The organism is Altericista sp. CCNU0014, assembly GCF_044923475.1.
In the GTDB taxonomy this organism is placed as follows: domain Bacteria; phylum Cyanobacteriota; class Cyanobacteriia; order Thermosynechococcales; family Thermosynechococcaceae; genus JAAURS01.
Window position 1 is genome coordinate 5,764,926 of record NZ_CP137338.1, and the last position, 26,717, is coordinate 5,791,642.

The following is a 26,717-nucleotide window of genomic DNA, read 5'->3' on the forward strand; positions in this document are numbered from 1 at the left end:
ATCTCTGAATCTACTGCCCTGGATGCTGAGACTCGATCGCCCCTTCCGCCTGATTCGCGATCGCCCGCAACCGTTCTAGAATCTCCGCATCCACCTTTTCCCATAACCCGCGTTGATGGGCCTCTAGCAACCGCTCCGCCATATCCCGCAGCGCCCAAGGATTGCTGCGCTGAATGAAATCCTGTACTGCTGGGTTAAAGAGATAGGCTTCAGCGACGCCCCGGTACATAAAATCTGCAACGCAATGGGTCGTGGCATCGTAGCCAAACAAAAAATCCACCGTTGCCGCCATTTCAAACGCACCTTTGTAGCCGTGGCGCATTACTCCCTCAATCCACTTTGGATTCACCACCCTAGAGCGGTAAACGCGACCGATCTCTTCCGTCAGTTTGCGTACTTTGGGCTGCATCGTGCGGGAATTGTCGCCGAAGTACACTTCGGGCGCGGTCTCTGAGACGGAGCGCACCGCTGCTGTCATGCCGCCTTGGAATTGGTAGTAATCGTCGGAGTCGAGCAAGTCGTGTTCGCGGTTGTCTTGGTTTTGGAGTACCACCTGCAGCGTGCCGAGACGCTGGGCGAAGGCTTCTGGAGCGGATTTGCCTTCGGCTTTGGCGGTGTAGGCGTAGGCGCTCCAGTTAATGTAGGCGCGGGCGAGATCGGCTTCGCTTTCCCAGTTTTGGGAGGCAATTAAGCCCTGGAGTCCGGCACCGTAGGCGCTGGGTTTAGAGCCAAAGATGCGGTACCGCGATCGCCCTTTAGCTTGTTCCGCATCCAACCCCTCCGCCATCCAACGCGCGGCTTCTTGACGGGATTGCGCGGCTAGGGGGTTTTGGTCGGCGGGTTCGTCCAGACTGGCAACGGCGTTGACCGCACTGTCAAACAAGTCAATCAGGTTCGGGAAGGCATCGCGGAAGAAGCCGGAGATTCTCAGGGTGACATCCACGCGGGGACGGCCTAAACTCGACAGCGGTACGATCTCAAAATCCGTCACGCGCCGCGAGACGCCATCCCAAACGGGCCGAACGCCCAGTAGCGCTAGGGCTTCGGCTAGATCGTCGCCGCCCGTGCGCATGGTGGCGGTCCCCCAAATGGACAATCCGAGGGTTTTCGGGTATTCGCCGTTGTCTTGGGTGTAGCGTTCCACGAGGGTTTCGGCGGCTTTGCGGCCAATCTCCCAAGCCGTTTCGGTCGGGATGGCGCGGATGTCTACGGAGTAAAAGTTTCGGCCCGTGGGAAGTACTTCAGGTCGGCCCCGCGTAGGCGCGCCGGAGGCCCCGCTGGCGATGTACTGTCCGTCTAACCCGCGTAGGAGGTTGATGAGTTCTCGATCGGTTTGGCGAAGGGCGGGGAGAAGGCGATCGTTTATCCAGGTGAGTTCTGAGTGGGTGTGGATACCGATGGGGGGAGGGTTTTGGGTTGCCGTATCTTGAATTGATGTTGATATATCGGTTTTAGCAACAGACATTTCACTGGCCCCCCTAGCCCCCCAAGATTGGGGGGAAATTGACCCGAGACTTTGCATTTCTCCCCCCAGAATTGGGAAGCCACTTCCGTGGGCGGGTTCCCCGACTTGAGGAAAGTGGCGCGGGTCGGGGGGGCTAATGCAGGGTTGACGGAACGCAATCGCCCCCGATTCTTGCATGAGCTGTTCTACAAGTTCCGCTGCATATTCTTCCAAAACTTCAACAACATCTCCCATCGTGCGGCAATGCTGAAGTCTTGGCTGTTGCGTTGCGGAGCAAGGCTCTCCTAGTTCTGCGGTGAGGGGGTCTAGGTCGAGCTGCCAGTCCAAGGCGATCGCCCTAGTCAATCCCACTCGTCCGGCATTGGGATTTCGAGCGATCGCCACTGCCAGATCCCGCAGTTGCCGCCCTTGGGGGCAATGCCCGAAAACATGAAGTCCATCGCGAATTTGAGCTTCCTTGAGTTCGCAGAGATAGCCGTCTGCGGAGGTTAAAACGGCAGCAATTTTTTCGTCGGAGAGTTCGCTGTCAAAGCCCAGGTCTTGGTGCAGGTTTTCTTGACGGATGAGTTTGACAAGGCGATCGCGCACGAGTCTCACCCGCCCCGGATCGAGGGTTTGGGCTTCGTAATATTCGTCGATCAGGCCCTCTAACTGGTGCAAACTGCCGTAGAGTTCCGCGCGAGTCATGGGCGGCGTGAGGTGGTCTAGGATGACGGCCTGCGATCGCCGTTTGGCCTGAGAGCCTTCCCCCGGATCGTTGACGATAAAGGGATACAGGTGCGGCATCGTGCCAAACACCGCTTCGGGATAGCAGGTTTCCGACAGGGCCACGCTTTTGCCAGGGAGCCATTCCAAGTTGCCGTGTTTGCCTACGTGAACCACTGCATTTGCGCCAAACCGATCGCTCACCCAGCGGTAAAACGCTAGATAGGGATGGGGCGGTTCCAGGTCGGGAGCGTGGTAGTTGAGGCTGGGGTCGCGATCGTAGCCGCGAGCGGGCTGAATGCCCACAAACACATTCCCGAACTGAATCCCCGCAATCGGAAAGAAGGCTTCTTCAGATTTGCCCCAACGGGTTTCAATTCCAGTTCGAACGGTAGCGGGTAAGGTTTCAAAATGAGCTTGGTAAGCTTCCTTTGATAAAGACTGGCGGACAGCCCGTAGTTCTAGGGCTTCCGGATCGTTGGTCACGCCCTGAGTCAGCGCTTGCATGAGCGCATCGCTGGTTGCAGGGATATCGCCGACCTCATAACCCTCTGTTCTTAACGTTTTAAGAATTTCGAGACAGCTTGCGGGGGTATCGAGTCCCACGCCGTTGGCCAGTCGGCCATCGCGGTTGGGATAGTTGGCCAAAATGAGGGCGATTTTTCGTTCGGAGATGGGGGTTTGCCGGAGTTTGACCCAGTTGGCGGCGAGTTTTGCTACGAAATTAATGCGCGATCGCTCGGGTTCGTACACCACTACATCGGTCTGGAGGGCAGCGTTTTGAGTCTCCACCGTCTTAAAGGAAACTGCCCGTGAAATAATCCGTCCGTCCACTTCTGGTAAGGCTACGTTCATCGCCATATCGCGCGGCGTTAGCCCTTGGGAACTGCTTTCCCACATCTCCCGCGAGCCGCCGCTGAAAATCACTTGGAAGACAGGCACATTCAGGGTTTCCCAGAGATCGACTTGGGGCGTATCGGTTTCCAGGCTGGCCAAGGAAAAGCTGGTGGTGTTGAGCAGTACCTCCACGCCCTGACGGCAGTAATGGATCAATTCTTTCTGCACGTCCGGCTCTTTGAGAGAAGAGACAAAAATCGGCACGGGTGTTAAGCCCTGCTCCGCCAACGCATCGCAGAGGGCATCGATCGCCGCCGTATTGCCTGAGAGGTAGTGCGCGCGGTAAAAGAGGATGCCTGCCCCAGAGCTGAGGGGTTGGCTGAGGTCGAGGTTGACGCCGTAGATGCCGACGCGGGGGACAGGTTGTGGGGTTCGATAGGCAATAGGATGGTCTAAAAACTGCGCGGCCACAAACTTCAGCAGGTTTTGATAATTCTCGACCCCTGCCTCGATGAAATACTGCCAAACTCGATTGACTACGTTCAGCGCTGCGGTGGAATGGCTCGCCAGCGTGGGGTCGGGTCGCTCATCGCCAGGCAGGACGATCAGCGTTGCCCCGGTTTGTTGGGCCGTTTCTTTCACGACCTCTAGTCCATAGCTCCAGTACGCCTGCCCGCCAATGAGGCGCACGATGATAATCTGCGCGTGTTTGAGGACATCTTCGGCGTAGGTATCGATGGTTAACTGCTGCTGAAGCTGAAGCAAGTTCACCACGCGTACTGCTGGGAAATTCTCTGGCAGTTGTGCTGCTGCCGCTGCCAGGGTTTGGATGTCGGTATCTGCTGCGGTGATGACTGCAATGGGCGCGGGCTGCTGTTCTACAAAAATCACGCCATCGGCGGCGGGATTCCAGCCGCCGGGGATGGTAGCAAGACGATGCATGGCGCTCTGGGGTGATGGGCAATGGCTCCCATTATGGCAGGGGAAGGCCGCGACGGGGGAAAGCAAAGGGGTTTGACTATTTTTTGCCTTTTTCCGCGCGCAGTTCAACCCCTAGTCGCGCTGAAGGGTCTGAAATCTCTGGGGTCTATGCTTGTTCGGCAAGCCCTAGTTAGAGGCATATTCTTGATTCCAGGCTTGCTCTGCCTCCTTTAGCGCTTGCTCCGTCGTTTTTTGCTGTAGCATGACGGCCTGTAAATTTTCGTAGAGAATTTTTTGCAGGGATTTAATGTCCTTGATCGTCGGAATCAGCACCTCCGCTGCCTTCATTTGCCCCGCGCTGACGGCTCTCGCCTTATCGATGGGGGTCGCATCTGCGGCCACCTTGTTGAAATAAGGATCTTTTAGAGAGGCCGTTGTTGAGGGCAATACATTGGCAGCCTTAGCAAAGCTCAACTGATTCTCAGGATTGGTCAAAAATAGCGCGAATTTTACGGCTGCATCGGGCTTGTTGGTATCTTTGGGAACGACGACGTTCATCACCGCCACGTTTTTCTTGCCCGTAGATCCGGTAATTTGCGGAGCGGCTACGGACACTTTGGCAATATCCGGCGCATCGGTGGCAATGTTGCCCAAAAATTCGGGACTTGAAGACATCAATGCCGTCTGGCCTGACTGGTATAGCTCCACGCTATGGCGGTGCCCCTCGGTCGTCATTTCCGGCGGCAGCAGCTTTTGCTGGTATAGGTCAGCCCAGTATTGAAACGCAGCTTTTCCTTCTGGGGTATTGAACGCAGCTCGCCCTTGGGCATCGATGAGTTTGACGCCCATCTGCACGAGAGATTCTAGAATTTCTCCAGAGTCGCCGGGCGCAGCGGTTACGAAAAAGGCGTACTTGCCCGTTTTCTCTTTCATGGTTTTTGCCACCGTTGCCAGTTCGGCGTAGGTTTTGGGCGGGGCAGCAATACCCGCTTTTTGAAAGAGATCGCTGTTGTAAATGGCAATTCGCGAGGTGAGATACCAGGGAATACCGAAGGTTTTGCCGTTGAGGGTGCTCGCTTTCCAGATGTTGGGCAGGTACTCGCTTTGGACTTCGGGGGCTACCTTGTCCGTCAGATCGAGCCAAGCATTGCGTCCGGCCAGTTGCGCCGCAAAGTCTGGGTTGAGGTTGACGACATCTGGGGCTGTTTTAGACGAGACTGCCGCTAGAATTTTGCTTTGCATTGCAGTCCAAGGGACGTCGACCCACCGCACGGCGATCGCCGGATTTTCTTTCTCGAAGGCCGCGATCAGGCCGTTGAAATAGTCAGTGAACTTAGGCTGAAGCTGCATCGTCCAAAATTCGATGGTGGCTTTGCCCTCCGGATCCTTAGCTTTCCCTGTTTCCGGGGGACTGTTGCCGCAACTTATCAGCCAGCTCAAACACAGTCCTAAGAGGCCGAAGATCGCCCAACGTTTCCAATTTTTGAGACCTATCATGGCAAAAAATGCGATCGCAGTAAGTGTAATCTGTGGAAGTCGAGATCAGTGTATGTCGAAAGCGTCCCGCCCGTAGCGAAACCTGCGAGGAAAGTTAGCAGGTTTTGCTCCAAGGTGCAAATGTTTTGAGGCAGAACGGGCGACTTTGTCGCGTTGCATGAAGATGTATTGCCAACACGCTCTTCCAGTGACGCAGATCGCTGAGGAAAGGATGCGGAAATCTTACACTAAAGGTATTCAATTATTTTTCTGTGCGATCGAGAGGCCGACCGATGCGAGTACGGATCTTCAACTTGCTTTGTTGTGCTGGATTAGTCGCCCTGGTTTGGCCGATGCCAGCGACCGACGCCCAGTTTAATTTCGGCTCTGGCAGTAACAATCCCTCTGGAGGACGGCAAACGCCCGATCGAGGTGATTCTTCCGATTACCCCCGACGACGCCAGGGACCTTCTTTGCTCGACCTCGATTTCTTTTCCCGCCCCTCCCCCCGCGCTCCCAAGCCGCTCTCCAAGCGCGAAGCCTTTGAAAAACGATTTCAAGAAGCCACTCCTGCCGAAGCCGTTCGCGAATTTGAATCACTCCAACTGACGGAATTTAGCGAATATCTAGAAATGCCCGTGGGGAATCAAGCCCCTACGGCGGAGCAGATTTCGCAACGGCTCGGTCAAATTGCGCGAGAAACGGGCAAAAAACCAGCCGTGCTCTATGCCGTCGCGCTGAAAAAGCAAACTCATCTCCTGCTGGTCCTGCCATCCAGCGCCACCTTGGGGCAAGCGCGACCGATGGCGATCGCCTCCCTACACCTGTCTCCAGCGATGATGGCGCAGGCCGCATCGACCCCTCCCGTGATTCGGGAAGTGCTGCCGGAGGTTTCTCGAGATGACGTGCTGGATGCTGCAAAGGATTTTCGCAAAGCCGTCAGCGATCCGACCAAGCTAGATAATCCGAAATATCGCGAGACTTCCGAGGAGCTCTATCGCTGGATTGTCGCGCCCCTCGAACCGCAGCTTAAAGCCCAGGGCATCGATACGCTGCTATTTTCAATGGATGACGGTCTGCGAACCATTCCCATCGCCGCGCTCCACGACGGCACCCAGTTTTTAGTCGAAAAGTATAGCAGCGCCCTGATTCCAAGTTTTGGATTGACCAATACCAATCGATCGCTGGCACTCAAACAGCAGCCGATGTTGGCGATGGGCATTGCCAAAAGTACGGAAGGTTTAGCGGCCCTTCCCGCCGTCTCGGTCGAAATTGCGGCCATCACGGGACAGTTTTGGTCCGGTCCGAGCCGCAATACCTTAGATGAAGATTCGACGCTCTCTAACCTGAAGGCGATGTATCTCCAGCAGCGCTTTGGCGTGCTGCACTTAGCAACCCATGCGGTTTTTAACGCCGGGCAGGCGGACAACTCCTACATTCAGTTCTGGAACGCCCGACTCCCCCTTTCCCAAATTCGTAAAGTTGCCGATGACCTTCAGTGGAAAAGTGCTTTACCGCCCCTCCAACTTTTGGTGCTGAGCGCCTGTCAAACGGCGTTGGGTAATAAAGAAGCGGAGCTGGGCTTCGCGGGAACCGCCATTAATGCAGGGGTCCCTTCGGCGATCGCCAGTCTCTGGGCCGTGGATGACGAAGGTACGGTCGGTCTGATGACGGGATTTTACGGGGCGTTACAAAGTTCTCCCACGAAAGCGGATGCCCTGCGGCAAGCGCAACTGCGCATGCTGCGCGGGGAAGTCAGCGTCCGCAACGGGCAGATTTCTGCGCCCAACCAACCCCCTATTGCGCTGCCTGCCTTAGGTCGGACCGGTCAAGATGCATCATTAATACATCCCTATTTTTGGTCTGGCTACACCGTGGTCGGCAATTGGGACTAAACTCAACCGAAAACGACGCGATAAAGATCTACTTTTGGCGCCGCAACAGGGCATCCTTAAAGAATAAGAACTCCGGACCTAGAGGAAATTGAGACTTAGCGCTGTGCTGCGCCCGGTTGTATAGCACTACGGATTTTGCTTAGGACGCACTGCTTAATCAAATCCTTACTGCTCAAAGCGGGCTATTTACAAACGTCTTAACATGCTCTCGTAGGGCTATATCGCCTCAAGCGGGGAAATCGACCTGGCAATGGTTGACTTTTGGGCGAGTTCCTATTTACTGTCTGGAGCAGTTCGGTCTTTTTTGATTTGGGATGCATACATCTTTTGCCTACGGTTTGCTGATTCAGTCGGAGTTGCCTCTAGCACAACCCGTTCTGGATGCTGGCACGCCAGATATCGTGGTTCGGTTTGGGTCTCTTGGTCAGGCCGTAACGGAACCCGAGCGAGGCAATCGGATTTCGATCGACTTGCCGCTGGGGGTAAAACTCCTGATTCGCGACGGCTGCGAAGTCACGATCGACGCGCCAGCCGAGACCGATCGGGCAGTGCTGCGGGCCTATGTTTTGGGTGCGGCCATGGCGTTCGTGCTGCGACAGCGGGGGGCCTTGGTGCTCCATGCAAGTTGCGTCGCTCGCGGCGATGAAGCGGCGATCGCCTTTCTGGGCGGCTCTGGGTGGGGCAAGTCCACCTTGGCCTCTGCTTTCCATCGGCAAGGCTATCGGCTCATTACCGACGACGTGATGGCAATTGGCTTGGATGCCTCCAGCCCTCAAGTCATTCCCAGCTTTCCCGAAGTTAAGCTTTTGCCCGATGCCATGGCGGCGATCGGTTCCGGGAGCGACGAACTGCAACTGCACTCCCTCAGCCACAAGCAAATTCAGCGATTGGAAAGTCGGTTCGATCGGGGACCAGTCCCCTTAAAGCATCTCTTCGTCCTGCAAGCTGGGGAGGTCAACCGGATTCACCCGCTCCCGCGAGCCAAAGCTTTTCCCGAGCTGATCCAGCACTCGCGGGCAACCAAAATCTTGACCGACCCGACTTTTCGACTCCAGCATTTTCATCAGTGCAGCTGCCTTGCGAAAGCAGTTCCGATGGCCTACCTCCAACGACCGCGCTCCCTAGAGCAACTGCCCCAGCTCATTGACTTTATCGAATCTTATTTAACAAATTTAACAAACCTTTAACTTCGGTTGCTGCGGGCTACCCTCATTCATGACCTATCGCTGTTGCCCTATTCCCTTTGCAAAGGACGCACTGGCCCGCTACGGGCAGCAGCTAGGGCTGGCAACAGTCGAGCAATCGCTCCACCATGTGGCTCAGGCTGTCGCCATTCATCCCCTCTGGCAAGACGTATCCCAGGGCATTTGTATCGTTCGCGCCCATCCTGCGCCAGTTTTAGCCCTTCTGGGTACGTTTTCTGCTAAAGTCCTCGGACAGATCGGCCTTCAGGCTCCTTTGCTCGATCGAGCCTGCGAGCGACTCCATTACGTGTCTTATGCCGAGGCGATCTCCGCCTGCGAGCTGCTTGCGGAGCAATTGCAGCGGGCCTTCGGCAAAAAAGCTTTGGGGCAATTTCAATTTTATGGCGTTCCGAGGGGCGGACCGATCGTATTGGGGATGCTGTCCTACATCCTTGACCTGCGTTCGGAGCAATTGCACGCCCCGTACGCCTGCGACGCGCCCTTAGTCGTCGTAGACGATTGCGCCCTGAGCGGCTCTCGATTTTACCGCGTGCTTCAGCAATATCCCCAGCAAGACCTCATTTTTGCCCCCCTTTACGCCCATCCAGACTTCCGACAGACCCTCATCGCCCGCGAGCCAAGGGTGCTTCATTGTCTCAGCGGTCGAGATTTACACGACTGCGGTCCCGACGCAATGGGGCCTGACTATGCGGCCTGGCAGGCTCAAAGTCAAGCCCGTCTGGCAGGGCATCGCTACTGGCTCGGTCTGCCAGACTACCTTTGCTTTCCGTGGAACGAACCCGACCACTTGCTGTGGAACCCCGTGACGGCTGCTTTAGAGAAAAGCTGGCATATTTTGCCGCCCGCACTCTGTCTCAAAAACCGTCCGCATGAGGGGGAACCTTTGCCCGTTCAGATCCAACCGACCGTACGGGGATGGCTGCAACCGACCGATCGCATTGTTTTTGGCGAACTCGACGGTCGAATTTTAATCGGAGACCTGTCTGCAGGCGAAACCTTTGGTTTGTCGGGCAAGGCGGCGGTCTTTTGGCGCGCCATCCTGCACTCGGAAGGGATGGACGCGGCGATCGCCCAATTATCCCAGCAGTACCCCACCAGCAACCTATCTCTGGAACTGACAGGATTGATCGATCGGCTCATCGACCGACAGATTTTGCAAGAATCGCCTTGACGTCTGACGGAGCGGGGCAGATTTAATTGCTAAAATTTAAGTCAAAATCCCAAAAAAATGGGTTAAATGCGCTCGAGGCATTTCCTTTCTTAAGGGTTTGCACTATGCTGATCGAATTCGTGTTAATGGGAGATCTTGAAGATGAAAAAAACGTGGAATGTGCCAAAACTATTCAACTACGGCACCGTTGAAACCATGACCCAGGTGCTGGCATCCGATCTGCAGCAAATCAATAAGTTTACTGACAATGGTTTAGCTGCGTTCGATTTATTTGCTTCTTTAGAAGGAATTTAAGGGTCGAATATTCCAGAAGAGGGGGGTGCGGTTCTCGGCTACCTCGATCGATCTGGCTGTAGCTGCCCGTTTCCGAGTGCAGCGCAACCGATTACAATGGAAGTCCGATCCTCCGCAATGGCAAGCACTTAAGGCATGGTTACCGAGGCTCCTGTCAAAACTAAATACGAAGCCATCATTGGGTTAGAAACCCATTGTCAGCTCAGTACGGCTACTAAAATTTTCTGCAACTGCTCCACGGAATTTGGGGTGCAGCCCAATCACAATGTCTGTCCCGTCTGCATGGGCATGCCTGGCGTGCTGCCCGTTCTCAACAAGACGGTTTTAGAGTACGCCGTTAAGGCTGGGACGGCGCTGAACTGCAAAATTGCAGACTACAGCAAGTTCGACCGCAAGCAATATTTTTATCCCGACCTGCCCAAAAACTATCAGGTTTCTCAGTACGACCTTCCCATTGCAGAGCACGGCTGGCTCGAAATCGAGCTGGTCGACGATCGCGGTCAACCCGTCCGCAAGCGCATCGGGATCACCCGCTTGCACATGGAAGAAGATGCGGGCAAGCTCGTGCATGGTGGCAGCGAACGGCTTTCCGGCTCGGCATTTTCCTTGGTGGACTACAATCGCACGGGCGTTCCCTTGGCGGAAATCGTATCCGAACCGGACATCCGCTCGGGCCAAGAGGCTGCTGAATACGCCCAAGAGCTGCGACGCATCCTGCGCTACATGGGCGTGTGCGATGGCAACATGCAGGAGGGATCGCTGCGCTGCGATGTCAATATTTCCGTGCGGCCAGTCGGTCGCGAGAAGTTTGGCACGAAGGTCGAGATCAAGAATATGAACTCCTTCAACGCCATCGGACGGGCGATCGACTACGAAATCGACCGCCAAATCGAGATTCTCGAATCCGGTGGCATCATCGTTCAAGAAACTCGCCTTTGGGAAGAGGGCACTCAACGCACCATCAGCATGCGGACCAAAGAAGGGGCCAGCGACTATCGCTACTTCCCAGAGCCAGACCTGACCCCCATTGAAGTCACTCCGGCCCAACTGGCGCAGTGGAAGGCCGAGTTGCCCGAGCTTCCCGCCCAAAAGCGCCATCGCTACGAAGAAGATTTGGGGCTGTCTCCCTACGATGCGCGCATCCTTACGGACGATCGCGCGGTTGCCGAATATTTTGAGGCTGGCTTGGCTGCGGGCGCTCCGGCCAAGCAGGCGGCCAATTGGCTCATGAGCGATATTACCGGGTACCTCAATAGCGAGAAACGGACGATCGCCGATATTGCCCTCACGCCTCAAGCCTTCGCGGAACTCCTGAACGCGATCGAAAGCAATACCATCAGCTCCAAAATTGCGAAAGACTTACTGCCAGAGCTGTTGGCCCAGGGCGGCTCGCCAAAGGAACTGATCGAGCGCAAGGGACTGACCCAAATTTCGGATCCTTCTGTGCTAGAGGCCTTTATCGACGAGCTTCTTGTCGCCCATCCCAGCGAGCTAGAGCAATATCGCAGCGGCAAAACAAAGCTTCAGGGCTTTTTTGTGGGGCAGCTCATGAAGAAAACGGGAGGGCGAGCCGATCCCAAGCTCGCCAACCAGCTCCTGATTGAAAAATTACAGGGATAGCAAACATTTCGTAGGGGCGGCGCAAGGCCTCGCGCCCCTACAAGGCATCCCGGCCTCGCGTCCCCACAGGGCGTTCCAGTCTTTCGCCGCTATCGAAAGGGAGGTGAGAACATCAATCCGCCCTGGGTAGATAGCTTGTTGGGACCCCGCTCCAGTTTGAGCGGCGTTTTGGAGCCGAGGTTGCGCTCGTAAATTTCGCCATAGTTTCCGACGTGCTTGATGGCGCGCGCGGCAAAATCTTTGGGCAATCCCAGTCCTTTGCCCAGCTCCCCTTCTAGTCCTAAAAAGCGGCGGATGACCGGATCCGTAGAGTTGGCAAACTGACCGATGTTCTGAGACGTAATGCCTAAGGACTCGCCTTCTATGAGGGCATATACCACCCACCGCACCGCCGCCGCCCATTGCATATCTCCGCTGTTTACGGCTGGGGCTAAGGGCTCCTGGGAGAGCAATTCGGGCAGGATAATATTTTGTTCGGGTTGGGGTAGCTTCGTGCGTCGAGAGACCAGCTGGGAGCGATCGGATGTCACGCCATCGCAGCGCCCTTGCGCGTAAGCCGAAAAGGTCGCGTTCACGTCTTCAAACGTGACGGGCTTGTACTGCACCCCAAATTTGCGCATTTGGTCCGATAGGTTTTGCTCGTTCGTCGTGCCCGTTTGGGTGCAAACGGTTTTCCCCTGGAAGTCTTTGAGGGTCTTGAGGCCGCTGTTTTGGCGGACCATCATGCCCTGCCCGTCGTAGAACACCACGGGCGCAAATGCAAGTTTATTTCCGGTCTCCCGGCTGAGCGTCCAGGTTGTATTGCGGCTGAGGACGTCGATCTCTCCGGTTTGGACCGCTGTGAAGCGCTCTTTCGCGTTGAGCTGACGGTACTCGACCGCATCGGGTTTGTCGAACAGGGCAGCGGCGATCGCCCGACATACATCGACATCCAGCCCGGAGTATTTCCCCTGAGTATTAAGAAAGCTAAAGCCGGGCAGCTCTCCGCTGATCCCGCACTTCAACTGAGCGCGACCGAGAATAGCTTGGAGTCGTCCGGTCGCGCCAGAGGTGCCCGAGGGAGGTGCCGTGCTGCTGCAAGAGGAGAGCGCTCCAGCCAGGAGCAGCACGCTGCTTAATTTCAGCCAAACGGGTTTCATGGTCATGATGGAATATCTGAAAGGACAGAAACTTGCGGCGGGCTTCCTACGCCTTTCGGATTTTACCTCGAGCGCCCCTGCGAGGCGTACCGGACTCAATCGAGAATTGCAACAACGATACCCGCCTGTAAAGGTCTAGCTATAGGATAGAGTTGTGAAACCGTAAACTACCCCGCACTTTAGGTTTAACAAAATGCCTCCTCGTTGGCCCCGAGAACCCGACCGTCGCGATCCTGCCTTTCGGCGCTTAGAAGATCGCATCAATTTTGCCGTCCATGTCGCGCTGTTTGCCGCCGTCAACTCTGGAGCTTGGTTTTTTAGGATCCTGAAAGAAGCGACGTGGCCTTGGACGCTCTGGATGACTGGGGGGTGGGTTGCGGTGCTGCTCGTTCACGGGCTGTACGTTTTTGGATGGGCTGACTACAGCGGAGCCGATGCGGCTCAGCCCCAAGACCCGTCCGCAAAAGATCGCAAACCGGAGCAAATTTAAACGCCATAGAACGCAAGGGGCGGACTTAATCATGACTAACGCACTTTCTGCTAGCGACTTAGAAGCCTTAGCTTCAGAAATTGGGAAGAATATTTATATTGACGTGGCCAAGTGGCACCTCTATCTTGCCGACGCCCATTTGGATGTGGTTTTGGCAAAGCAGCTGGCTCCGTTGCTGTCGGCTGGAACCCTTGAAGAGTCTCAGGTGATGCAGGTCCTTTCTGCCTTGACGGTTTCGTTGGGCGGAGGGAAGCGGGAACTGCCGCTCATAGAGCTGTTGCCCATGCAGTGCCAGGTTAATTTGATGGATTTGCTAGAAGACTTTCAGCGCCGTCTGTAGCCCCCTATTCGACCGTCGTAAAACTTGTGAGTTCACGCCAACCGTTTCGGCGAAAGGCGCGAAAGCCTAAGCCATTTGCCTATGTTGCGAGTTCTCCCGCTCTTGGCACTACTCCCCTTCGCGCTAGCAAGGTAGGTCTTCGCCTGTCCTGGCTGATATTGTTGGGCAGCTTTGGGGCGATCGCTGCGGCTCTATGGCTGAGCTTTCAGTACCTCGTCAATCCAGATTTGGCATTCTGGGTCGACCGCGAGTTATTGGGTACAACGCATCCCCGCCAGCGCGATCGCTCTACGCCCCAAACCCTCGATCGAATCCAAGCCGCGCTGAACCAAGAGGGGTTTGCGGCAGGTCAGCCTATTGTATTGAAGTCCGAATTTGCCCTAGGAGGCGAGGTCAAGACCGCCGACGACATTGCAATGCCGATTTTAGCGAAGGAAACCGAGGGGGCGAGCTGTAGCGACTCCTGCCAGAGCATTCGCCAACTTCGGATCTATCGCGCTTTACAATTACCGTGGCTGATTCGGTTGGTTCTCAGCAAACCCTACTTCCGCCTGACGGAAGTCATTGCAGTTAAGGGACCCTCTGGCGCAGATCTCTTGGCCTTGGACCAAAATCCGTCAGTTTCCGTTGGGTCCAGCCAGCCCCTGCCCCTCACTCAATCTGAGGTTTACAACCCCGCACCCGAGCCAGGGCTGTGGCTGCGGTTGACCGGACTCCAGACCAAGGGCAGCAGCGTTGCGACCTACGGACAAATTTTTTACTTCAACCCGCGTCGCGAACGCCTGGATCTCATGCTGAACTGGGTCAGCCCGTCGGGAGAGGTGCCTCAGTGGCAGCAGGTTACGGGGGACAACTTGCCGGAACTGGTGGTGAACCAAACCGTTGGAATTGAGCCTCAGTACGCGATCTACCAGCTCAAGATGGCCGATGGCGTTGCCCGTCAACTGCGGCCCATTACCCTGACGCAGCCAGCCTCGAGTGCCCGCGCCTACCTGGATGCGCTAACCCTTGCTAAAAGTGGATTGTGGACGCCTGCTCTCGCACAGCTCAAACAAGTCAAACAAGATAAGTTCGTCCGCTGGAACCCAGAGATGCAGGCGCAGTTTGACTCCATTCAGCTCCATGCTAGGGTGACGCAAGCCCAAGCCAATCAACCCTCGGCCAGTACGGTACAGCGGATTCTGGGCTACTTGGTCAATGGCTCCTGGACGCCTGCCTTAGATGTGTTGCAATCCGATCGTTCCGCCCGCTCGGAAGTCCGCGAAATGCTGCTATCCGACACGGGTCGCTTGTCGAGTCGCATCGATACGGCGCTGAAGATTACCCCTGCCGAATCCAACGCTATTGTGTGGGGCGCGCTGCTGCGGATGGTTCGAGGGTCTGAGGGGCAGGCGATCGCTTGGGTCAACCGCCAATCTAACGGCCAAACGGCGATCGCGAACCTTGCCCACAAGCTCTTTAAGCAACTGAATCAGCCAGATATTCCCCCGGCGCCGCCCCCTCAACCCCCAGCTTCCAAAGCAATCCCTTCTCCGGCAGCGCTCCCTTCTCCGAAGGGAGGTGCTTCACCTTCACCCATCCCAGCATCTTCCCCTTCACAGAGTGCTTCGCCTTCGTCCATGACAGAGACTTCTCCTGCGCCGGATGTCGTACCTTCGCCTGTAACGCCCAGCCCCAAACCATCGGCCCAGGACGAGCAGTCTCCGCAAAATAGCCCATCGGGTAATTTCTAGGTCGTTCCCTCCATCGCTATCCGCATCGACCGATTTCGTCTGGCATGGCAGCGCGAAGTCTGTGAAGCTATGCCAGAATACACTTAATTTCTTGTGACATACTCCCGACGCTGATGCTCCGCATACAGCGCGGGCTTCTCGGCTCATGTACCACCACTGAAGGAGCACCGCACTTTGAGAAGTTCCTACATCATCCGGTCTTTCCTAGATTGCAAGAGATTTACAATCCCCGTTCAGAACCCCGTCCGCAGGCAATTTGTTTATAGTCCACGAGATAGACCTCCCGCCGACTTTATGAATATTGATTTGAGCTTTCCTTTCTTCCTTGCGTTGGCGCGTCACCATTACGTTTTCGAGGGTGATATTTTTCTCGACACACAAAAGGAGGGGTGGAAAAACCTTGTAATTAGTTGGTGTTCCTCAACCTTACACTTTTGGCGGTTCGTCGCCAACCCCTTCACTGTTTGCGCGGTGGGCAAAAATGTTCAGGGGTTGAACTCCTCAACGCCGCGCCTTTCATCCCGACGCTGACCCTATCAGGTACAGCGCGGGACTTCCCGTCTAAATGTTAAATTCGTGTTAACTTGCTCTGAATTATAAAAACATCTCTTTCAAAACGCTTATGTCCTACGATGGCACGCTTTCAGAAATTACGGTCGAGACTTTAGCGCAGCGCATCGCAGCGGCGGATACCCCGCTTCAGCTCATTGATGTCCGCGAGCCGCAGGAAATTGCGATCGCCGCTCTACCTGGATTTCAAGTCTTTCCCCTAAGCCAGTCCGCAGAATGGATGGCGACGCTGCCCGCCCAGCTAGACCCCCAGGCCGAAACCTACGTCATGTGCCACCACGGCATGCGCTCTGCCCAGATGTGCCAGTGGTTGATCCAACAGGGCTTTACGAACGTCAAAAATGTAGCGGGCGGAATCGATGCCTATTCTCTAGCGGTCGATCCTTCTATTCCTCGCTATTAGCCCCCTTGTCTCTGTGAGATACAGTCATGTACGTTCAACTGACCGAGCGCCAGCAAAAAGTACTCTGGGCCACCGTTAATTACTATATTGAAACCGCAGAACCTGTTGGCTCTCAGGCGCTGGCGAAGGAGTACGAGTTTAGCCTCAGTTCTGCCACCATCCGCAACGTCATGGGCGTGCTTGAAAAGGAGGGCTTGCTCTATCAGCCCCACACGTCGGCAGGTCGGGTTCCTTCTGATTCTGGGTATCGCGTCTACGTGGATAAGCTCATTACCCCCTCGGATCAATGGGTAGAGCGCATCCAGCAGCTTTTGTCCAAACGCCTTCCATCCGAGCACGCTAGTTTTGAAACCCTACTGCGCCAAGCCGCTCAAATCTTAGCGACCCTCAGCGGCTGCGTGGCACTCATTACAGTGCCTCAGTCATCGCTTGCGACTGCAATTCGTCACCTCCATCTGGTGCAGGTCGAGCCGCAGCGGGTGATGCTCATTTTGGTGACGGATACCTACGAAACCCGTTCTGTGTTTATGGATTTGCCAGCGCACCTTGGGGAATCTGAAGACTCCGAGCTATTGGAGCAAGAGCTGCACCTATTATCGAATTTCCTGAATCATCACCTGTGTGGCAAGTCGCTATCGGAGCTTGCTTCCATTGATTGGGAGGAGCTAGACCGCCAATTTCAAAAGTTTGCAGCGTTTTTGAAGCAGCTTTGTCAGGATCTCAGTCAGCGGAATCAGTTGCCCGTTGCCAATCCCATTTTAATTGGCGGTGTTTCTGAGTTTTTGCGCCAGCCTGAGTTTTCAGAATTGGCTCAGGCTCAGACCATCATTCAGATGTTGGAAGAGGAGCAAGATCGGCTCTGGCCCCTGATTTACGAAGGATTGGAGTTCCAAGTACCGCCTGCCCAAAAAGGCAACCGCCCTCCCGTGCTGATTCGCATCGGCACGGAGAACGCGCTCAAACCCATCCAAAACTGCGCGCTGGTTTCATCGGTTTATCAAAAAGGCACCACGCCTGTCGGCAGCGTAGGCGTTTTGGGTCCTACGCGCATGGCCTACGACAAGGTGATTGCATTTGTGGAAGGGACGGCTGAGTTTCTGAGCGCTCGGCTCAGCAAAGCTTCCTAGCCTGCATTATTCATGACGATTTTGGAAAATCCTCGAAATCTATGCCAACCAAACAATCTGGCGATTTGCCTAAAAAACAGTCTGTTTTTGGAGGGTGCCGTTCCATCTGTGTTCTGGCGATTGGGGAATAATCCAGGCTAGCACGTCGCTCGCTCGTCTGCCGAGCCACAAACGCGAGAACCTCGATCTTGCGGCTCCTTCAACGGATAAAAATCAGCTCGATCGCGGTAAAAGCAGCCGAAAGTAGCACCCAGAGTGCGTGACAGTTGGCTAGCATAGACAGTATGTCTATCATTATTGCGGATTGTCTCTCTAAGGTTTATCCGGTTGCTATCAAGGAACCAGGACTGCGCGGCACCCTGTCGCATTTCTTCAATCGTCAAAATCGGCTCGTGAATGCGGTTAAGGACGTGAGTTTCGAGATCCAGCCCGGTGAAGTGGTGGGCTTTCTCGGCCCCAATGGGGCTGGTAAAACCACGACGCTCAAAATGCTGACGGGATTAATTCATCCCTCTAGCGGGAGAGTGCGCGTTGCGGACAATATTCCCTTTAAACGCAGCAAGGCATTTTTAGAAAAAATCACCCTGGTGATGGGGCAAAAGCAGCAATTGCTCTGGGATTTGCCCGCGATGGATTCTCTGCGGATCAATGCGGCAGTCTACGGCATTGGCGATCGCGATTTCAAACGACGCGTGGGCGAACTCACCGAAATGCTGGCCCTCGAAGAGAAGCTCGCCCAACCCGTGCGCAAGCTCTCCTTGGGGGAGCGGATGAAGGCGGAACTCTTGGCGGCGCTCCTCCATCAGCCGCAGGTCTTGTTCTTAGACGAACCGACCTTAGGGCTAGATGTCAACGCCCAAGTCAGCGTCCGGGAATTTTTGCAGACCTATAATGAGCGCTTTGACGCCACCATTCTGCTGACCAGCCACTACATGGCCGATATTACGGCTCTGTGCGATCGCGTTCTGCTGATCCATCAGGGACAGCTGATCTACGACGGGGCTTTGGATGGCTTGCTCGATCGCTTTGCCCCGTACCGCCAAGTGAAGCTAGAGCTAAAGCAGACGATGCTAGAAGCAGAACTCGCGCCCTACGGCGAAGTTGAATCCATTGTCGGGCGAGAAGTCTGTTTTATCGTCCATCGCGAAGACCTGACCCGCTCCGTCGCAAAACTCCTGGCCGACCTACCCGTCTGCGACCTGACCGTTACCGACCCGCCCATTGAAGAAATTATCGGTCGCGTGTTTAAGGCTGGAGTCGTTGAGTGATGCAGATCCTTCACAAATCTAAGGTGTTCCTGTCGGTGTACTACGCCTATATGGTGGAGTACCGTGCCGAGCTGATTTTATGGGTGCTGGCCAATTCCTTGCCCCTCATCATGATGGGGGTTTGGACCCAGGCTGCGGAAGGGGGCGAATTCTCGCTTTCGGCCATCGACTTTGCGCGCTACTTCATCAGCGTGTTTTTGATCCGCCAGCTCACCATTGTCTGGGTGGTTTGGGAGTTTGAAAAGGAAGTGGTAGAGGGACGGCTCTCCCCGCGACTGCTACAGCCGATCGATCCAGTCTGGCATCACGTCGCCGGACATATTGCCGAGCGCTTTGCCCGGATGCCCTTTACGATCGCCCTGATGGTGCTGTTTTTCGCGCTCTATCCCCAATCATTTTGGGTGCCGAAGGGGATAGAGGCGGTTTTGGCGATCGCCGCCATTCTCCTCGCCTTCGTCCTCCGGTTCTTGATTCAATACACCTTTGCCATGTTCGCCTTTTGGACGGAACGCGCCACGGCGATCGAGCAATTTTGGTTTTTGTTTTATTTGTTCTTGTCCGGCATGATTGCGCCGTTGAATGTTTTCCCTGAGGGGGTAAGAGCGGTGGTGATGTGGACGCCGTTCCCGTATCTCATTTATTTCCCAGCCAGTTTGTTGGTGGGGATTCCTGTCGATGTGGGGCAAGGTTTTGGCGTCATACTGGCTTGGAGCGTCTTATTCTGGGGCATTAACCGCTGGCTGTGGCGACGCGGGTTGAGGCACTATTCCGGGATGGGGGCTTAGGTCTCTGCTCGCAAACGAGCCTTGAGGTCATTCACCACGCGATCTAGCCCGACGGAATGGGATGCCTTAAACAAAAGGCGATCGCCCTTCTCTACGACGCTCGCTAAATGCATGGCTAGTGCGTCATGCTCCTCAAACTGTTGGGTGGGCACTGTCCCCGCACCTTGGGCGATCGCCGTTCCTTCTGCGCCTTTGTCCAAGATATAGAGCGCGTCGATTTTCAACGCCTCCACCTGCTCGCCTACTTTGCAGTGCAGTTCTTCGGCATAGTCTCCTAGCTCTTTCATCGGGCCTAGGACTGCAATCCGTCGTTTCCCAGGGGTTTGGGCCAGTAGTTTGAGGGCAGCCGACATGGATTCTGCTCCTGCGTTGTAGGTTTCATCCAACAGCACGATATCGTTGGGCACTTGATACTGCTGCGCTCGTCCTTCGGGGAGATTTACAGTAATGCCCTTGCGGAGCGGGGTATCGTCTAGCTGAAGCGATTGCATGATGGCAAGGACCGCCAAAAAGTTCAGCGCGTTGTGTTCTCCCGGCAGCGGCAGCGGATAGGACGTGCCTTCGACTTTAATTGCGCGATCGTCCGGTAACGTGCCGCGCAGATCTCCCGCAGTCAGTCCGTAGGCGATCGTGCGGCCCTGCCAGACGGTCTTGGCGGTCTCTAGCAAGAGCGGATTTTCGGCGTTGAGAATGGCGATGCTGTCGGCAGGCATGGTAGCGAGCAGCTCGCACTTGGCACGGGCGATCGCTTCCCTGGAACCCAGCCGTCCGATATGGGCCGTCCCCACGTTGGTAATGAGTCCGATCGTAGGGCGCGCGATACGGGTCAGCTCCTCAATTTCGCCAGGGCCGCGCATTCCCATCTCAATGACTGCAAAATCGTGGCTGGAATCCAGGTTGAGTAGGGTTTTGGGCACCCCGATTTCATTATTGAAATTCGCCTCGGTTTTTAAGACAGAACCAGCCGTTGCCAGTGCTGCCGCCACGAGTTCTTTGGTGGTGGTTTTACCCACAGAGCCCGTAATGGCAATAACGGGGATCGAGAATCGATCGCGCCACCATCTCCCCAACGCCTGATAGGCGCGCAGCGTATTCTCGACCAAAATCTGCGGTACCTCTGCGGCGATGGGCCGATCTACGATGGCTGCAATGGCCCCAGCGGCGATCGCCTGTTCTACAAAACGATGTCCGTCAAAACTTTCCCCGCGCAGGGCTAAAAAGATCTCTCCCGCTCGGATCGCACGCGTATCGGTATTGAGTCCCACGGCGACCTGCGATCGCGCTTGTTCCGATACGTGGAGCGGGGTCGCATTCAAGACATCGATAAGCTGCGCTAGGGTGAGTTGAAACGTCATAAAAATGGGGATGATGAGGAGTTCTCCGCCTGTAATCTACCATCCTGGATTGCCGTTTTCGCCTCCGACGCCACAGATTTTGAACCCTAACCCTCGCGTCGGTGCGAACGACTTGCAAAGCGAAGTCGTTATGAGTATGATTTAGGAGTAAGCGATAATGCTTTGAGGATGTAAAGCGAAAGCTAGACAGAATCGAAGAACGCTTTAAGCTGAAGGAAGAAATCGCAGAGCGACATCCGAGCGCAAGCAACTTTACCCAAATGCTGTTTTAGAAAGCAAAAGGATTCTGTTATGACGACTACTATTGCCCCAAAAGTCTCTCAGCGACTGTACCCCACCCGAATCGATCTGTCCGTAGAAGTGCGATCGCAGGTGATCGCCCTGCTCAACGGCACCCTGGCTGCCACTCTCGATCTCAAAACCCAAGCCAAGCAAGCTCACTGGAACGTCAAAGGTTCTGATTTCTTGCAGCTCCACGAACTGTTCGATACTCTCTCTGGAGAGTTAGAAGAATACATAGACCTCGTTGCGGAGCGCATCACGGCGTTGGGCGGCGCTCCCTTGGGGACGGCACGGGTTGCGGCAGCGGATTCTATTTTGCCCGAGTATCCGTTCGATGCGGTGGATGGACCGGAGCACGTTGCGGCGTTGGCCGATCGCTATGCCATGTATGCGAAGCATCTCCGCAGCGCCATCGATCGGACTGCCGACCTAGGCGACGCCGATACCTCCGATCTCTATACCGAGGTGTCTCGCACCATCGACAAGCGGCTCTGGTTCTTAGAAGCCCATTTGATTAAGAAGAGCGATATTGCTTAGGTTCTGGGGGTTGGTTGCGGCCAGCCCCTAATTTTTTGACTCAGCTAGTCTGATGCGATCGAGGTCTAACGGCTCAGGCTTTAGCAGTAGAAAGGGGTTTTTGAGTTATCACCAGGGTGTTGAGGCCATCCGCTGCAAGCCCTGGTTAGGCATGCCTCACCGACAATTTTGCTTTACTTCAAGACTTCAATCGTCACAGTTCCCCCCTCAATTGTCTGAATCCGCAAATCATAGCCTCGTAACAGCCTCATTCCGATTAAAGGAACTGTCTCTGATTCATTGATGTCGATCGCGCGATACTCACCATCCCAAATGACAGTGGCAATATAAACCTCAAAGATACAGGAAGTCCCATCTCCCAATGTTGCTATATCACGCCCCTTCCAAGTCAGATTTAACGCGGAAACGATGCCGGGTGGCAATGTTAAAAAACCTGAAAATCCCGTATCTATCACGGCATCGACGCTTTGCATAATGTCGACGTTTTTCAAGACAACCGGAAGTGTTGCTTCACAATTCTGATTCACCTTGCCCTGCATCATAGAGTTTCTCGCAAACTCCGCGCACCAAAATGGTAAACCGCTCTGTGTCCAATCCGAATAAACCAGGTTTGCGCATCGGGATGCTTGGAAAGAAGGCGATCGGATGCAGTTACAATATCATCCGCAACCTCAAAGGCTCCTGTTTCAATATCAATCGCCACAATCTTGCCATGATTGCCTTTCTCGACCTGCTGACGCACCTGAGACTCATAAATCTCATCACCACGTTGAGCAAACTCTTCTTTGCTGTAGCGGGGTTGTCGAACTGCCATCGGCTTGACCTCGTTTCAACGGTTTCTCTTTATTTTAACTTGAGAAATCATTGAACCTGTCCCGGTACGGTTGGGTTTCTTTCTTGGATTTCTTCCAGAAGGGGGGCCACAATTTTCTGGGGTTCCAGTTTTCAATGGCTTGAAGCTCTTTTTTTAAGGCCGTTCTAGGTCTAAGACTTTGAACGAGACAGTAGATATTCAAGGCCAAGAAAAAGCTGGAAAAACCCGCGAACCAAAAAAGCCCGATAATAATATACGAGATTGCAACAACGAAAAAAAAGGCGCACCCAAAAAGCCAAAAACGCCATGTACGGGTAATTGAATACGCAGCGTACTTCTTTGCGTTGTCTGGATAGAGTAACCGACTCACTAGACCTAGAAGCATTCCTAAAGGAAGGCCAGTGGCAAGAATAAAAAGTAGTAGTCGTAGTTCGTCACTCATCGCCTTGTATGTCTAACTCTGTTTAGCTAGATTAAAGAACTTAGTTTGCCCAGGTTGAAACAAGAGCTTAACTGTCCCAACTGGCCCATTTCGATGTTTGGCTAAAATCAGTTCGCAGACGCCCTTTTCTGGAGAATCCGGGTTGTAGTAGTCATCCCGATAAAGCAGCACAATCAAGTCGGCATCCTGCTCGATCGCCCCGGATTCCCGAAGGTCCGACATGAGCGGTCGCTTGTTGGTGCGCGCCTCCACGCCCCGGCTGAGCTGCGAGAGGGCAATGATGGGCACGTGCAGCTCGCGGGCTAATCCTTTCAGCGATCGCGTAATCCTTGACAGCTCCTGCACTCGACCGTCGGTGCCGTCGCCGCCACCCATCAGTTGAAGGTAGTCTAGCAAAATTAACCCCAGTCCCTCTGGACGCTCTGCCTGCAGGCGACGGGCGCTGGATCGGATTTCGTTGACGCTGGGGTTGGGAGAATCGTCGATGTAAATGGGGAGCTGCGATAGGGTGCCGATGGCGCGGCTGAGGGGTTCCCACTGGCTTTCGTGGATGCGGCCCGCGCGCAGATAGTTGCTGTCAATGCCGGACTCGCTGGCCAGCAGCCGCTGCACCAACTGCTCCTTGGACATTTCCAAGCTGAAGATGGCAACCCCCATCCGGTGAATCTCAGAAATTTGGCGCGCGATCTGCACCGACAGCGCCGTTTTACCCATCGAGGGCCGACCCGCCACGATCACCAAGTCGGAGCGCTGGAATCCTTGGGTCATCGCATCCAGGTCGTAGAACCCGCAGGACAAACCGGGCAGCACTTCCCCCAGCGATCGCTGTTCTAACTCCGCAAAGGTACTGGCCAAAATCTCTTCCGTGGCCGTCAGCCCTTGGCGCACGCGATCCTGCGTCACCGAGAAAATCTTCTGCTCGGCCTGGTCTAGCACTACTTCTAGTTTTTTAGACGTGTCATAAGCTCCATGCACCACCTCATTGGCGGCCTTAATGAGCTGACGGCGCAAAAACTTATCTTTAATCAGCGCGGCATACTGATCCACATTCACGGCGCTCACCGTGCGGTCCACCAGTTGCGCGAGCTTACCCTGACCGCCCACCTTATCCAGGAGGCTTTGATCCTGAAGCCATGCCGTAACGCACATCAAGTCCGTAGGGCTTCCCTGGGCGTGAAGGGCCAGAGATGCCCGATAAATCTCTTGATGGGCGCTCAAGTAAAACGCATCCGGCTTGAGTAAATCGGCCACCCGACCGATGGCTTCCGCATCAAGCAAAATGCCCCCAAGAATGAGCTCTTCAGCTTCAACATTTTGGGGGGGGACATGCTCAATTTCGGGCTGAAAACTTAGCTCATACACCATGAACTGATAACCCTCTTGTATCTTGAGCGATTTTTAGGAAATGCTTGCTAGATGGTCTTAGGCTTCAGCCACCACTTCCACCGTTACTTGCAGCAATACCTCTGGATGCAGCTTCAGGTCAGCCGTATAGGTACCCAGCTTCCGAATTTCCGGTGCTGTAAGGGAGCGGCGATCGATTTCAATGCCGCTGGCTTCTTGAAGCGCTGCGGCAATGTCCGCTGCCGTAACGCTTCCAAACAAGGTATCCCCTTCTCCTGCCTTTTGGGCAATAGTCAGAGCGCCCACCTTAGCCAATGTTTCCTTCTGCGCTTCGGCTTGCTTCTTAAGCTCCGCCAACCGCTTTAACTCCTCAGCGCGACGGCGCTCCATCTGCTTGAGCACCCCCGGCGTTGCCTTAAACGCCATCCCTTGGGGGACTAAATAGTTGCGGGCATAGCCGGGCGCAACTTCGACCACATCGCCCAAACGCCCCAACTTGAGAACGTCTTGATTTAAAACTAGCTGAACGCGCTTTGCCATAACTTTTCTCTACGTCAATCCGTACCGCAGTAACCTCGAAACACTTCATCATACCGAAGGAATGGCCCCATTGCAATGAAGCTGTCAGGCAAACTTCTTCGCGCCGCATTCTGCAACCTTTATCCGCTCTCGGTTCCACTCGGGCTGAGAGCGCCGCGTCGAACCGCAGAAAAACGGGCTGCAAAAGTGAGATTGAAAGTGAGATTGGCTGTTGCGTCGGGGCATCTTAACAACAAGCCAAGCCGATCTGACCCGGACAGCGATGGGCTCAATCCCCTGCTGGGCGAATACGGTCTGCTGGGCGATCCCCATTCGATGTTCATCTCGACAAGCGCTGAAATCTATTGATTTCAGCGCAATTGTGTTTCTATTCTAACAGCGACAAAGACGACAAAACATATGCATGCATGTATTTATGCATGCATGCAGTTAGATCCTTTTGTTGCTCGATAGCGGGTATAATTTCCTTCCGGGGGAGCTGGAAGGAAATATCGCATTTCGAGCGGATGCCGTCAGATAAGCGGCAAATCGATGCTTTTGGCCGCGACCGTGTATTGAAAAATAAATTCCATCGCTTCGATCCGATTCTTGGCTTCATCCTGGGAGCGTCCCCAGACCGTAACGCCGTGGTCTCGAATTAAACAAGCCGGAATTTGCGGTGGCTTCTGCCCAAACCGCGCCAGCATCTCTGCCCCAATTTCAGAAACTTGGAGGTGATTTGAAAACAGTGCGAGGTGGACAGTGGGATTGGCTTCCCATATGCCGAGTCCTTTGAGCATTTCAATGGCAGGGAGCCGAATCTGCTCGGCAGCTGTCAAGCGAGACGCTAAATTGGCGGAAACGGTATGAACGTGATAGCAAGCTGTTGCATCCGGGAAAAGTCGATATACGGCCTGGTGAATGCTGGTTTCGGCAGAAGGCTTTGCAGCGGTCTGGGTCAGCAGTTTCCCCTCTAAAGACATTTGGACGAATTGCTCGGGGGTCAGCTCTCCCTTCGCACAGCCGCTGGCTGTAATCCAAAAACTGTTGTCCGGCAGTCGCGCCGATAGGTTGCCAGCAGTTCCCCACATCCAGCCGCGCTCGTAGAAAGAACGGGCGTGAGCTACTAGTAGAGGCCTGGGGTCGTGCTGGGCGATCGCGCTCATGGTGTTCGCTCGTTTGAGTTTGAAAGATGCAGTTTCGATCGTAAAACGATCGTTCGTTTTGAAGTATAAAGTATTTTATGAAAAAGAATAGCGTGAAAAATATATTAAGACGGGCAATTAGCATTCCCATTAAGTCACAAAAAATTATACAGTTTAGTCCCCCTAGAAGTGGCAGCACGCTAATCTATAATATTTTAAGGGATGTGTTTCCCGAAAAAGATATTGAAAAGCTGCACGTCTATCGTTACGCGATTTTAAAATCACCGATCGTCATTACTTATCGCCATCCGCTCGACTGTATTGCCTCTTCCATTCAGCGTTATGGATTAGTTCCCACAGATGAAGTCATAGAAAAACAGGTTGTAGAGTTCGAACAAAATGGAATTTGGGATATCTTAAGGCTCAGGGACGAAAAAAATGTTTTAATGCTTCGATATGAGGAATTTGTAAGCGATTTTGACAAAATCTTCGAGGGTATCGAAGTTTTTTTTGGGATTTTCATTCCGCTTGAGAAAAGAAAAATTATTGCAGATCGATATCAAATTAAAAATATAGAAAAGATCGTCAGGTCAAAAAATACATTTGATGAATACGATGAGGTAACGCATTGGCACGGAAAACATATTTCTAAGTACAAAGGGAAGCCTTATTACTACAAAAAATTTTTTCAGGACGGTCAAATTAAATATTTAAAGAATATTTACAAAGATTACCTAACCGCTTTCAATTATAACTGAGCTGCCCAGTGGGACGAGCGGTTTGGGTGGGTCCCTTTTAGGCGTGTTGGCTACCTTACAGGTCGCGTGTAGAAGTC

The 26,717-nt window shown here is 54.3% G+C and carries 25 protein-coding genes; 16 read left to right on the top strand and 9 right to left on the bottom strand.

Annotated elements, in window-relative coordinates:
* Positions 1-10: 10 nt before the first annotated feature.
* Both cobN and R6H26_RS27370 read right to left on the bottom strand, forming a co-directional pair.
* Positions 11-3,949 carry a cobaltochelatase subunit CobN gene (cobN, locus tag R6H26_RS27365; RefSeq protein WP_404787167.1) on the bottom strand — a complete coding sequence of 1,313 codons (3,939 nt, stop codon included), beginning with the start codon at positions 3,947-3,949 and terminating at the stop codon, positions 11-13.
* 165 nt (positions 3,950-4,114) lie between these two features.
* On the bottom strand, positions 4,115-5,425 hold the full coding sequence (locus R6H26_RS27370; protein WP_404787169.1) for an ABC transporter substrate-binding protein: 1,311 nt from the start codon (positions 5,423-5,425) through the stop codon (positions 4,115-4,117).
* Between the two features lie 272 nt (positions 5,426-5,697).
* Between R6H26_RS27370 and R6H26_RS27375 the strand changes: the two genes are divergently transcribed.
* From R6H26_RS27375 to gatB, 5 genes are all read left to right on the top strand, one after another.
* Entirely contained in the window at positions 5,698-7,299 is a 1,602-nt protein-coding gene (locus R6H26_RS27375) for a CHAT domain-containing protein (protein WP_404787171.1), read from the top strand.
* 314 nt (positions 7,300-7,613) lie between these two features.
* Positions 7,614-8,486 (top strand): hypothetical protein, encoded by an 873-nt coding sequence (locus R6H26_RS27380; protein ID WP_404787173.1) that lies wholly within the window; start codon positions 7,614-7,616, stop codon positions 8,484-8,486.
* A 28-nt stretch (positions 8,487-8,514) separates the two neighbouring features.
* Positions 8,515-9,675: a hypothetical protein gene (locus tag R6H26_RS27385; protein WP_404787175.1), complete on the top strand. Its 1,161-nt coding sequence runs from the start codon at positions 8,515-8,517 to the stop codon at positions 9,673-9,675.
* Between the two features lie 141 nt (positions 9,676-9,816).
* Positions 9,817-9,969, top strand: a complete 153-nt coding sequence (locus R6H26_RS27390; protein ID WP_404787177.1) for a lasso peptide — start codon at positions 9,817-9,819, stop codon at positions 9,967-9,969.
* Between the two features lie 135 nt (positions 9,970-10,104).
* Positions 10,105-11,589 (top strand): Asp-tRNA(Asn)/Glu-tRNA(Gln) amidotransferase subunit GatB, encoded by a 1,485-nt coding sequence (gene gatB, locus R6H26_RS27395; RefSeq protein ID WP_404787178.1) that lies wholly within the window; start codon positions 10,105-10,107, stop codon positions 11,587-11,589.
* A gap of 89 nt (positions 11,590-11,678) precedes the next feature.
* On the opposite strand, the gene R6H26_RS27400 is transcribed toward gatB, so the two are convergent.
* Positions 11,679-12,734: an amino acid ABC transporter substrate-binding protein gene (locus R6H26_RS27400; protein ID WP_404787179.1), complete on the bottom strand. Its 1,056-nt coding sequence runs from the start codon at positions 12,732-12,734 to the stop codon at positions 11,679-11,681.
* 187 nt (positions 12,735-12,921) lie between these two features.
* Between R6H26_RS27400 and R6H26_RS27405 the strand changes: the two genes are divergently transcribed.
* From R6H26_RS27405 to R6H26_RS27435, 7 genes are all read left to right on the top strand, one after another.
* Positions 12,922-13,218: a 2TM domain-containing protein gene (locus tag R6H26_RS27405; protein WP_404787181.1), complete on the top strand. Its 297-nt coding sequence runs from the start codon at positions 12,922-12,924 to the stop codon at positions 13,216-13,218.
* Positions 13,219-13,249: 31 nt separating this feature from the next.
* Complete coding sequence (locus R6H26_RS27410) at positions 13,250-13,558, top strand: DUF3181 family protein (RefSeq protein WP_404787183.1); 309 nt, start codon at positions 13,250-13,252, stop codon at positions 13,556-13,558.
* 26 nt (positions 13,559-13,584) lie between these two features.
* A complete protein-coding gene (locus R6H26_RS27415; RefSeq protein WP_404787185.1) occupies positions 13,585-15,291 on the top strand; it encodes a hypothetical protein in 1,707 nt (568 codons plus the stop codon).
* A gap of 622 nt (positions 15,292-15,913) precedes the next feature.
* Complete coding sequence (locus R6H26_RS27420; protein WP_404787187.1) at positions 15,914-16,264, top strand: rhodanese-like domain-containing protein; 351 nt, start codon at positions 15,914-15,916, stop codon at positions 16,262-16,264.
* Positions 16,265-16,290: 26 nt separating this feature from the next.
* Positions 16,291-17,391: a heat-inducible transcriptional repressor HrcA gene (gene hrcA, locus R6H26_RS27425; protein ID WP_404787189.1), complete on the top strand. Its 1,101-nt coding sequence runs from the start codon at positions 16,291-16,293 to the stop codon at positions 17,389-17,391.
* A 284-nt stretch (positions 17,392-17,675) separates the two neighbouring features.
* A complete protein-coding gene (locus R6H26_RS27430; protein ID WP_404787191.1) occupies positions 17,676-18,659 on the top strand; it encodes an ATP-binding cassette domain-containing protein in 984 nt (327 codons plus the stop codon).
* A complete protein-coding gene (locus R6H26_RS27435; RefSeq protein ID WP_404787192.1) occupies positions 18,659-19,444 on the top strand; it encodes an ABC transporter permease in 786 nt (261 codons plus the stop codon). The genes R6H26_RS27430 and R6H26_RS27435 overlap by 1 nt, the downstream gene beginning before the upstream one ends.
* On the opposite strand, the gene murF is transcribed toward R6H26_RS27435, so the two are convergent.
* A complete protein-coding gene (murF, locus tag R6H26_RS27440; RefSeq protein ID WP_404787193.1) occupies positions 19,441-20,799 on the bottom strand; it encodes a UDP-N-acetylmuramoyl-tripeptide--D-alanyl-D-alanine ligase in 1,359 nt (452 codons plus the stop codon). The genes R6H26_RS27435 and murF overlap by 4 nt on opposite strands.
* A gap of 291 nt (positions 20,800-21,090) precedes the next feature.
* On the opposite strand from murF, the gene dps reads away from it, so the two are divergent.
* A complete protein-coding gene (gene dps / locus R6H26_RS27445) occupies positions 21,091-21,618 on the top strand; it encodes a DNA starvation/stationary phase protection protein Dps (RefSeq protein ID WP_404787195.1) in 528 nt (175 codons plus the stop codon).
* Between the two features lie 173 nt (positions 21,619-21,791).
* On the opposite strand, the gene R6H26_RS27450 is transcribed toward dps, so the two are convergent.
* Positions 21,792-22,160: a clan AA aspartic protease gene (locus tag R6H26_RS27450; RefSeq protein ID WP_404787196.1), complete on the bottom strand. Its 369-nt coding sequence runs from the start codon at positions 22,158-22,160 to the stop codon at positions 21,792-21,794.
* Positions 22,157-22,432 carry a hypothetical protein gene (locus tag R6H26_RS27455; protein ID WP_404787198.1) on the bottom strand — a complete coding sequence of 92 codons (276 nt, stop codon included), beginning with the start codon at positions 22,430-22,432 and terminating at the stop codon, positions 22,157-22,159. The genes R6H26_RS27450 and R6H26_RS27455 overlap by 4 nt, the downstream gene beginning before the upstream one ends.
* Before the next feature lie 178 nt (positions 22,433-22,610).
* On the opposite strand from R6H26_RS27455, the gene R6H26_RS27460 reads away from it, so the two are divergent.
* The gene (locus tag R6H26_RS27460; protein WP_404787200.1) at positions 22,611-22,754 is read left to right on the top strand and encodes a hypothetical protein; all 144 of its coding nucleotides are present in this window, start codon (positions 22,611-22,613) and stop codon (positions 22,752-22,754) included.
* 132 nt (positions 22,755-22,886) lie between these two features.
* On the opposite strand, the gene dnaB is transcribed toward R6H26_RS27460, so the two are convergent.
* Both dnaB and rplI read right to left on the bottom strand, forming a co-directional pair.
* Entirely contained in the window at positions 22,887-24,239 is a 1,353-nt protein-coding gene (dnaB, locus tag R6H26_RS27465; RefSeq protein WP_404787202.1) for a replicative DNA helicase, read from the bottom strand.
* Positions 24,240-24,296: 57 nt separating this feature from the next.
* Positions 24,297-24,758, bottom strand: coding sequence for a 50S ribosomal protein L9 (rplI, locus tag R6H26_RS27470; RefSeq protein ID WP_404787203.1), 462 nt, complete (start codon positions 24,756-24,758; stop codon positions 24,297-24,299).
* A gap of 75 nt (positions 24,759-24,833) precedes the next feature.
* Between rplI and R6H26_RS27475 the strand changes: the two genes are divergently transcribed.
* On the top strand, positions 24,834-25,106 hold the full coding sequence (locus tag R6H26_RS27475) for a hypothetical protein (protein ID WP_404787204.1): 273 nt from the start codon (positions 24,834-24,836) through the stop codon (positions 25,104-25,106).
* 164 nt (positions 25,107-25,270) lie between these two features.
* Here R6H26_RS27475 and mtnB read toward each other — a convergent pair whose 3' ends face one another.
* Positions 25,271-25,903 (bottom strand): methylthioribulose 1-phosphate dehydratase, encoded by a 633-nt coding sequence (mtnB, locus tag R6H26_RS27480; protein WP_404787206.1) that lies wholly within the window; start codon positions 25,901-25,903, stop codon positions 25,271-25,273.
* Positions 25,904-25,980: 77 nt separating this feature from the next.
* Here mtnB and R6H26_RS27485 point away from each other — a divergent pair, with 77 nt between their 5' ends.
* The gene (locus R6H26_RS27485) at positions 25,981-26,640 is read left to right on the top strand and encodes a sulfotransferase domain-containing protein (protein WP_404787208.1); all 660 of its coding nucleotides are present in this window, start codon (positions 25,981-25,983) and stop codon (positions 26,638-26,640) included.
* Positions 26,641-26,717 lie beyond the last annotated feature (77 nt).

What these genes read in the sequence shown, in the direction of transcription:
- cobN (WP_404787167.1), bottom strand. Translation starts at nt 3,949, where the DNA reads ATGCATCGTCTTGCTACCATCCCCGGCGGCTGGAATCCCGCCGCCGAT.
- R6H26_RS27370 (WP_404787169.1), bottom strand. Translation starts at nt 5,425, where the DNA reads ATGATAGGTCTCAAAAATTGGAAACGTTGGGCGATCTTCGGCCTCTTA.
- R6H26_RS27375 (WP_404787171.1), top strand. Translation starts at nt 5,698, where the DNA reads ATGCGAGTACGGATCTTCAACTTGCTTTGTTGTGCTGGATTAGTCGCC.
- R6H26_RS27380 (WP_404787173.1), top strand. Translation starts at nt 7,614, where the DNA reads ATGCATACATCTTTTGCCTACGGTTTGCTGATTCAGTCGGAGTTGCCT.
- R6H26_RS27385 (WP_404787175.1), top strand. Translation starts at nt 8,515, where the DNA reads ATGACCTATCGCTGTTGCCCTATTCCCTTTGCAAAGGACGCACTGGCC.
- R6H26_RS27390 (WP_404787177.1), top strand. Translation starts at nt 9,817, where the DNA reads ATGAAAAAAACGTGGAATGTGCCAAAACTATTCAACTACGGCACCGTT.
- gatB (WP_404787178.1), top strand. Translation starts at nt 10,105, where the DNA reads ATGGTTACCGAGGCTCCTGTCAAAACTAAATACGAAGCCATCATTGGG.
- R6H26_RS27400 (WP_404787179.1), bottom strand. Translation starts at nt 12,734, where the DNA reads ATGACCATGAAACCCGTTTGGCTGAAATTAAGCAGCGTGCTGCTCCTG.
- R6H26_RS27405 (WP_404787181.1), top strand. Translation starts at nt 12,922, where the DNA reads ATGCCTCCTCGTTGGCCCCGAGAACCCGACCGTCGCGATCCTGCCTTT.
- R6H26_RS27410 (WP_404787183.1), top strand. Translation starts at nt 13,250, where the DNA reads ATGACTAACGCACTTTCTGCTAGCGACTTAGAAGCCTTAGCTTCAGAA.
- R6H26_RS27420 (WP_404787187.1), top strand. Translation starts at nt 15,914, where the DNA reads ATGTCCTACGATGGCACGCTTTCAGAAATTACGGTCGAGACTTTAGCG.
- hrcA (WP_404787189.1), top strand. Translation starts at nt 16,291, where the DNA reads ATGTACGTTCAACTGACCGAGCGCCAGCAAAAAGTACTCTGGGCCACC.
- R6H26_RS27430 (WP_404787191.1), top strand. Translation starts at nt 17,676, where the DNA reads ATGTCTATCATTATTGCGGATTGTCTCTCTAAGGTTTATCCGGTTGCT.
- R6H26_RS27435 (WP_404787192.1), top strand. Translation starts at nt 18,659, where the DNA reads ATGCAGATCCTTCACAAATCTAAGGTGTTCCTGTCGGTGTACTACGCC.
- murF (WP_404787193.1), bottom strand. Translation starts at nt 20,799, where the DNA reads ATGACGTTTCAACTCACCCTAGCGCAGCTTATCGATGTCTTGAATGCG.
- dps (WP_404787195.1), top strand. Translation starts at nt 21,091, where the DNA reads ATGACGACTACTATTGCCCCAAAAGTCTCTCAGCGACTGTACCCCACC.
- R6H26_RS27450 (WP_404787196.1), bottom strand. Translation starts at nt 22,160, where the DNA reads ATGATGCAGGGCAAGGTGAATCAGAATTGTGAAGCAACACTTCCGGTT.
- R6H26_RS27455 (WP_404787198.1), bottom strand. Translation starts at nt 22,432, where the DNA reads ATGGCAGTTCGACAACCCCGCTACAGCAAAGAAGAGTTTGCTCAACGT.
- dnaB (WP_404787202.1), bottom strand. Translation starts at nt 24,239, where the DNA reads ATGGTGTATGAGCTAAGTTTTCAGCCCGAAATTGAGCATGTCCCCCCC.
- rplI (WP_404787203.1), bottom strand. Translation starts at nt 24,758, where the DNA reads ATGGCAAAGCGCGTTCAGCTAGTTTTAAATCAAGACGTTCTCAAGTTG.
- R6H26_RS27475 (WP_404787204.1), top strand. Translation starts at nt 24,834, where the DNA reads ATGAAGCTGTCAGGCAAACTTCTTCGCGCCGCATTCTGCAACCTTTAT.
- mtnB (WP_404787206.1), bottom strand. Translation starts at nt 25,903, where the DNA reads ATGAGCGCGATCGCCCAGCACGACCCCAGGCCTCTACTAGTAGCTCAC.
- R6H26_RS27485 (WP_404787208.1), top strand. Translation starts at nt 25,981, where the DNA reads ATGAAAAAGAATAGCGTGAAAAATATATTAAGACGGGCAATTAGCATT.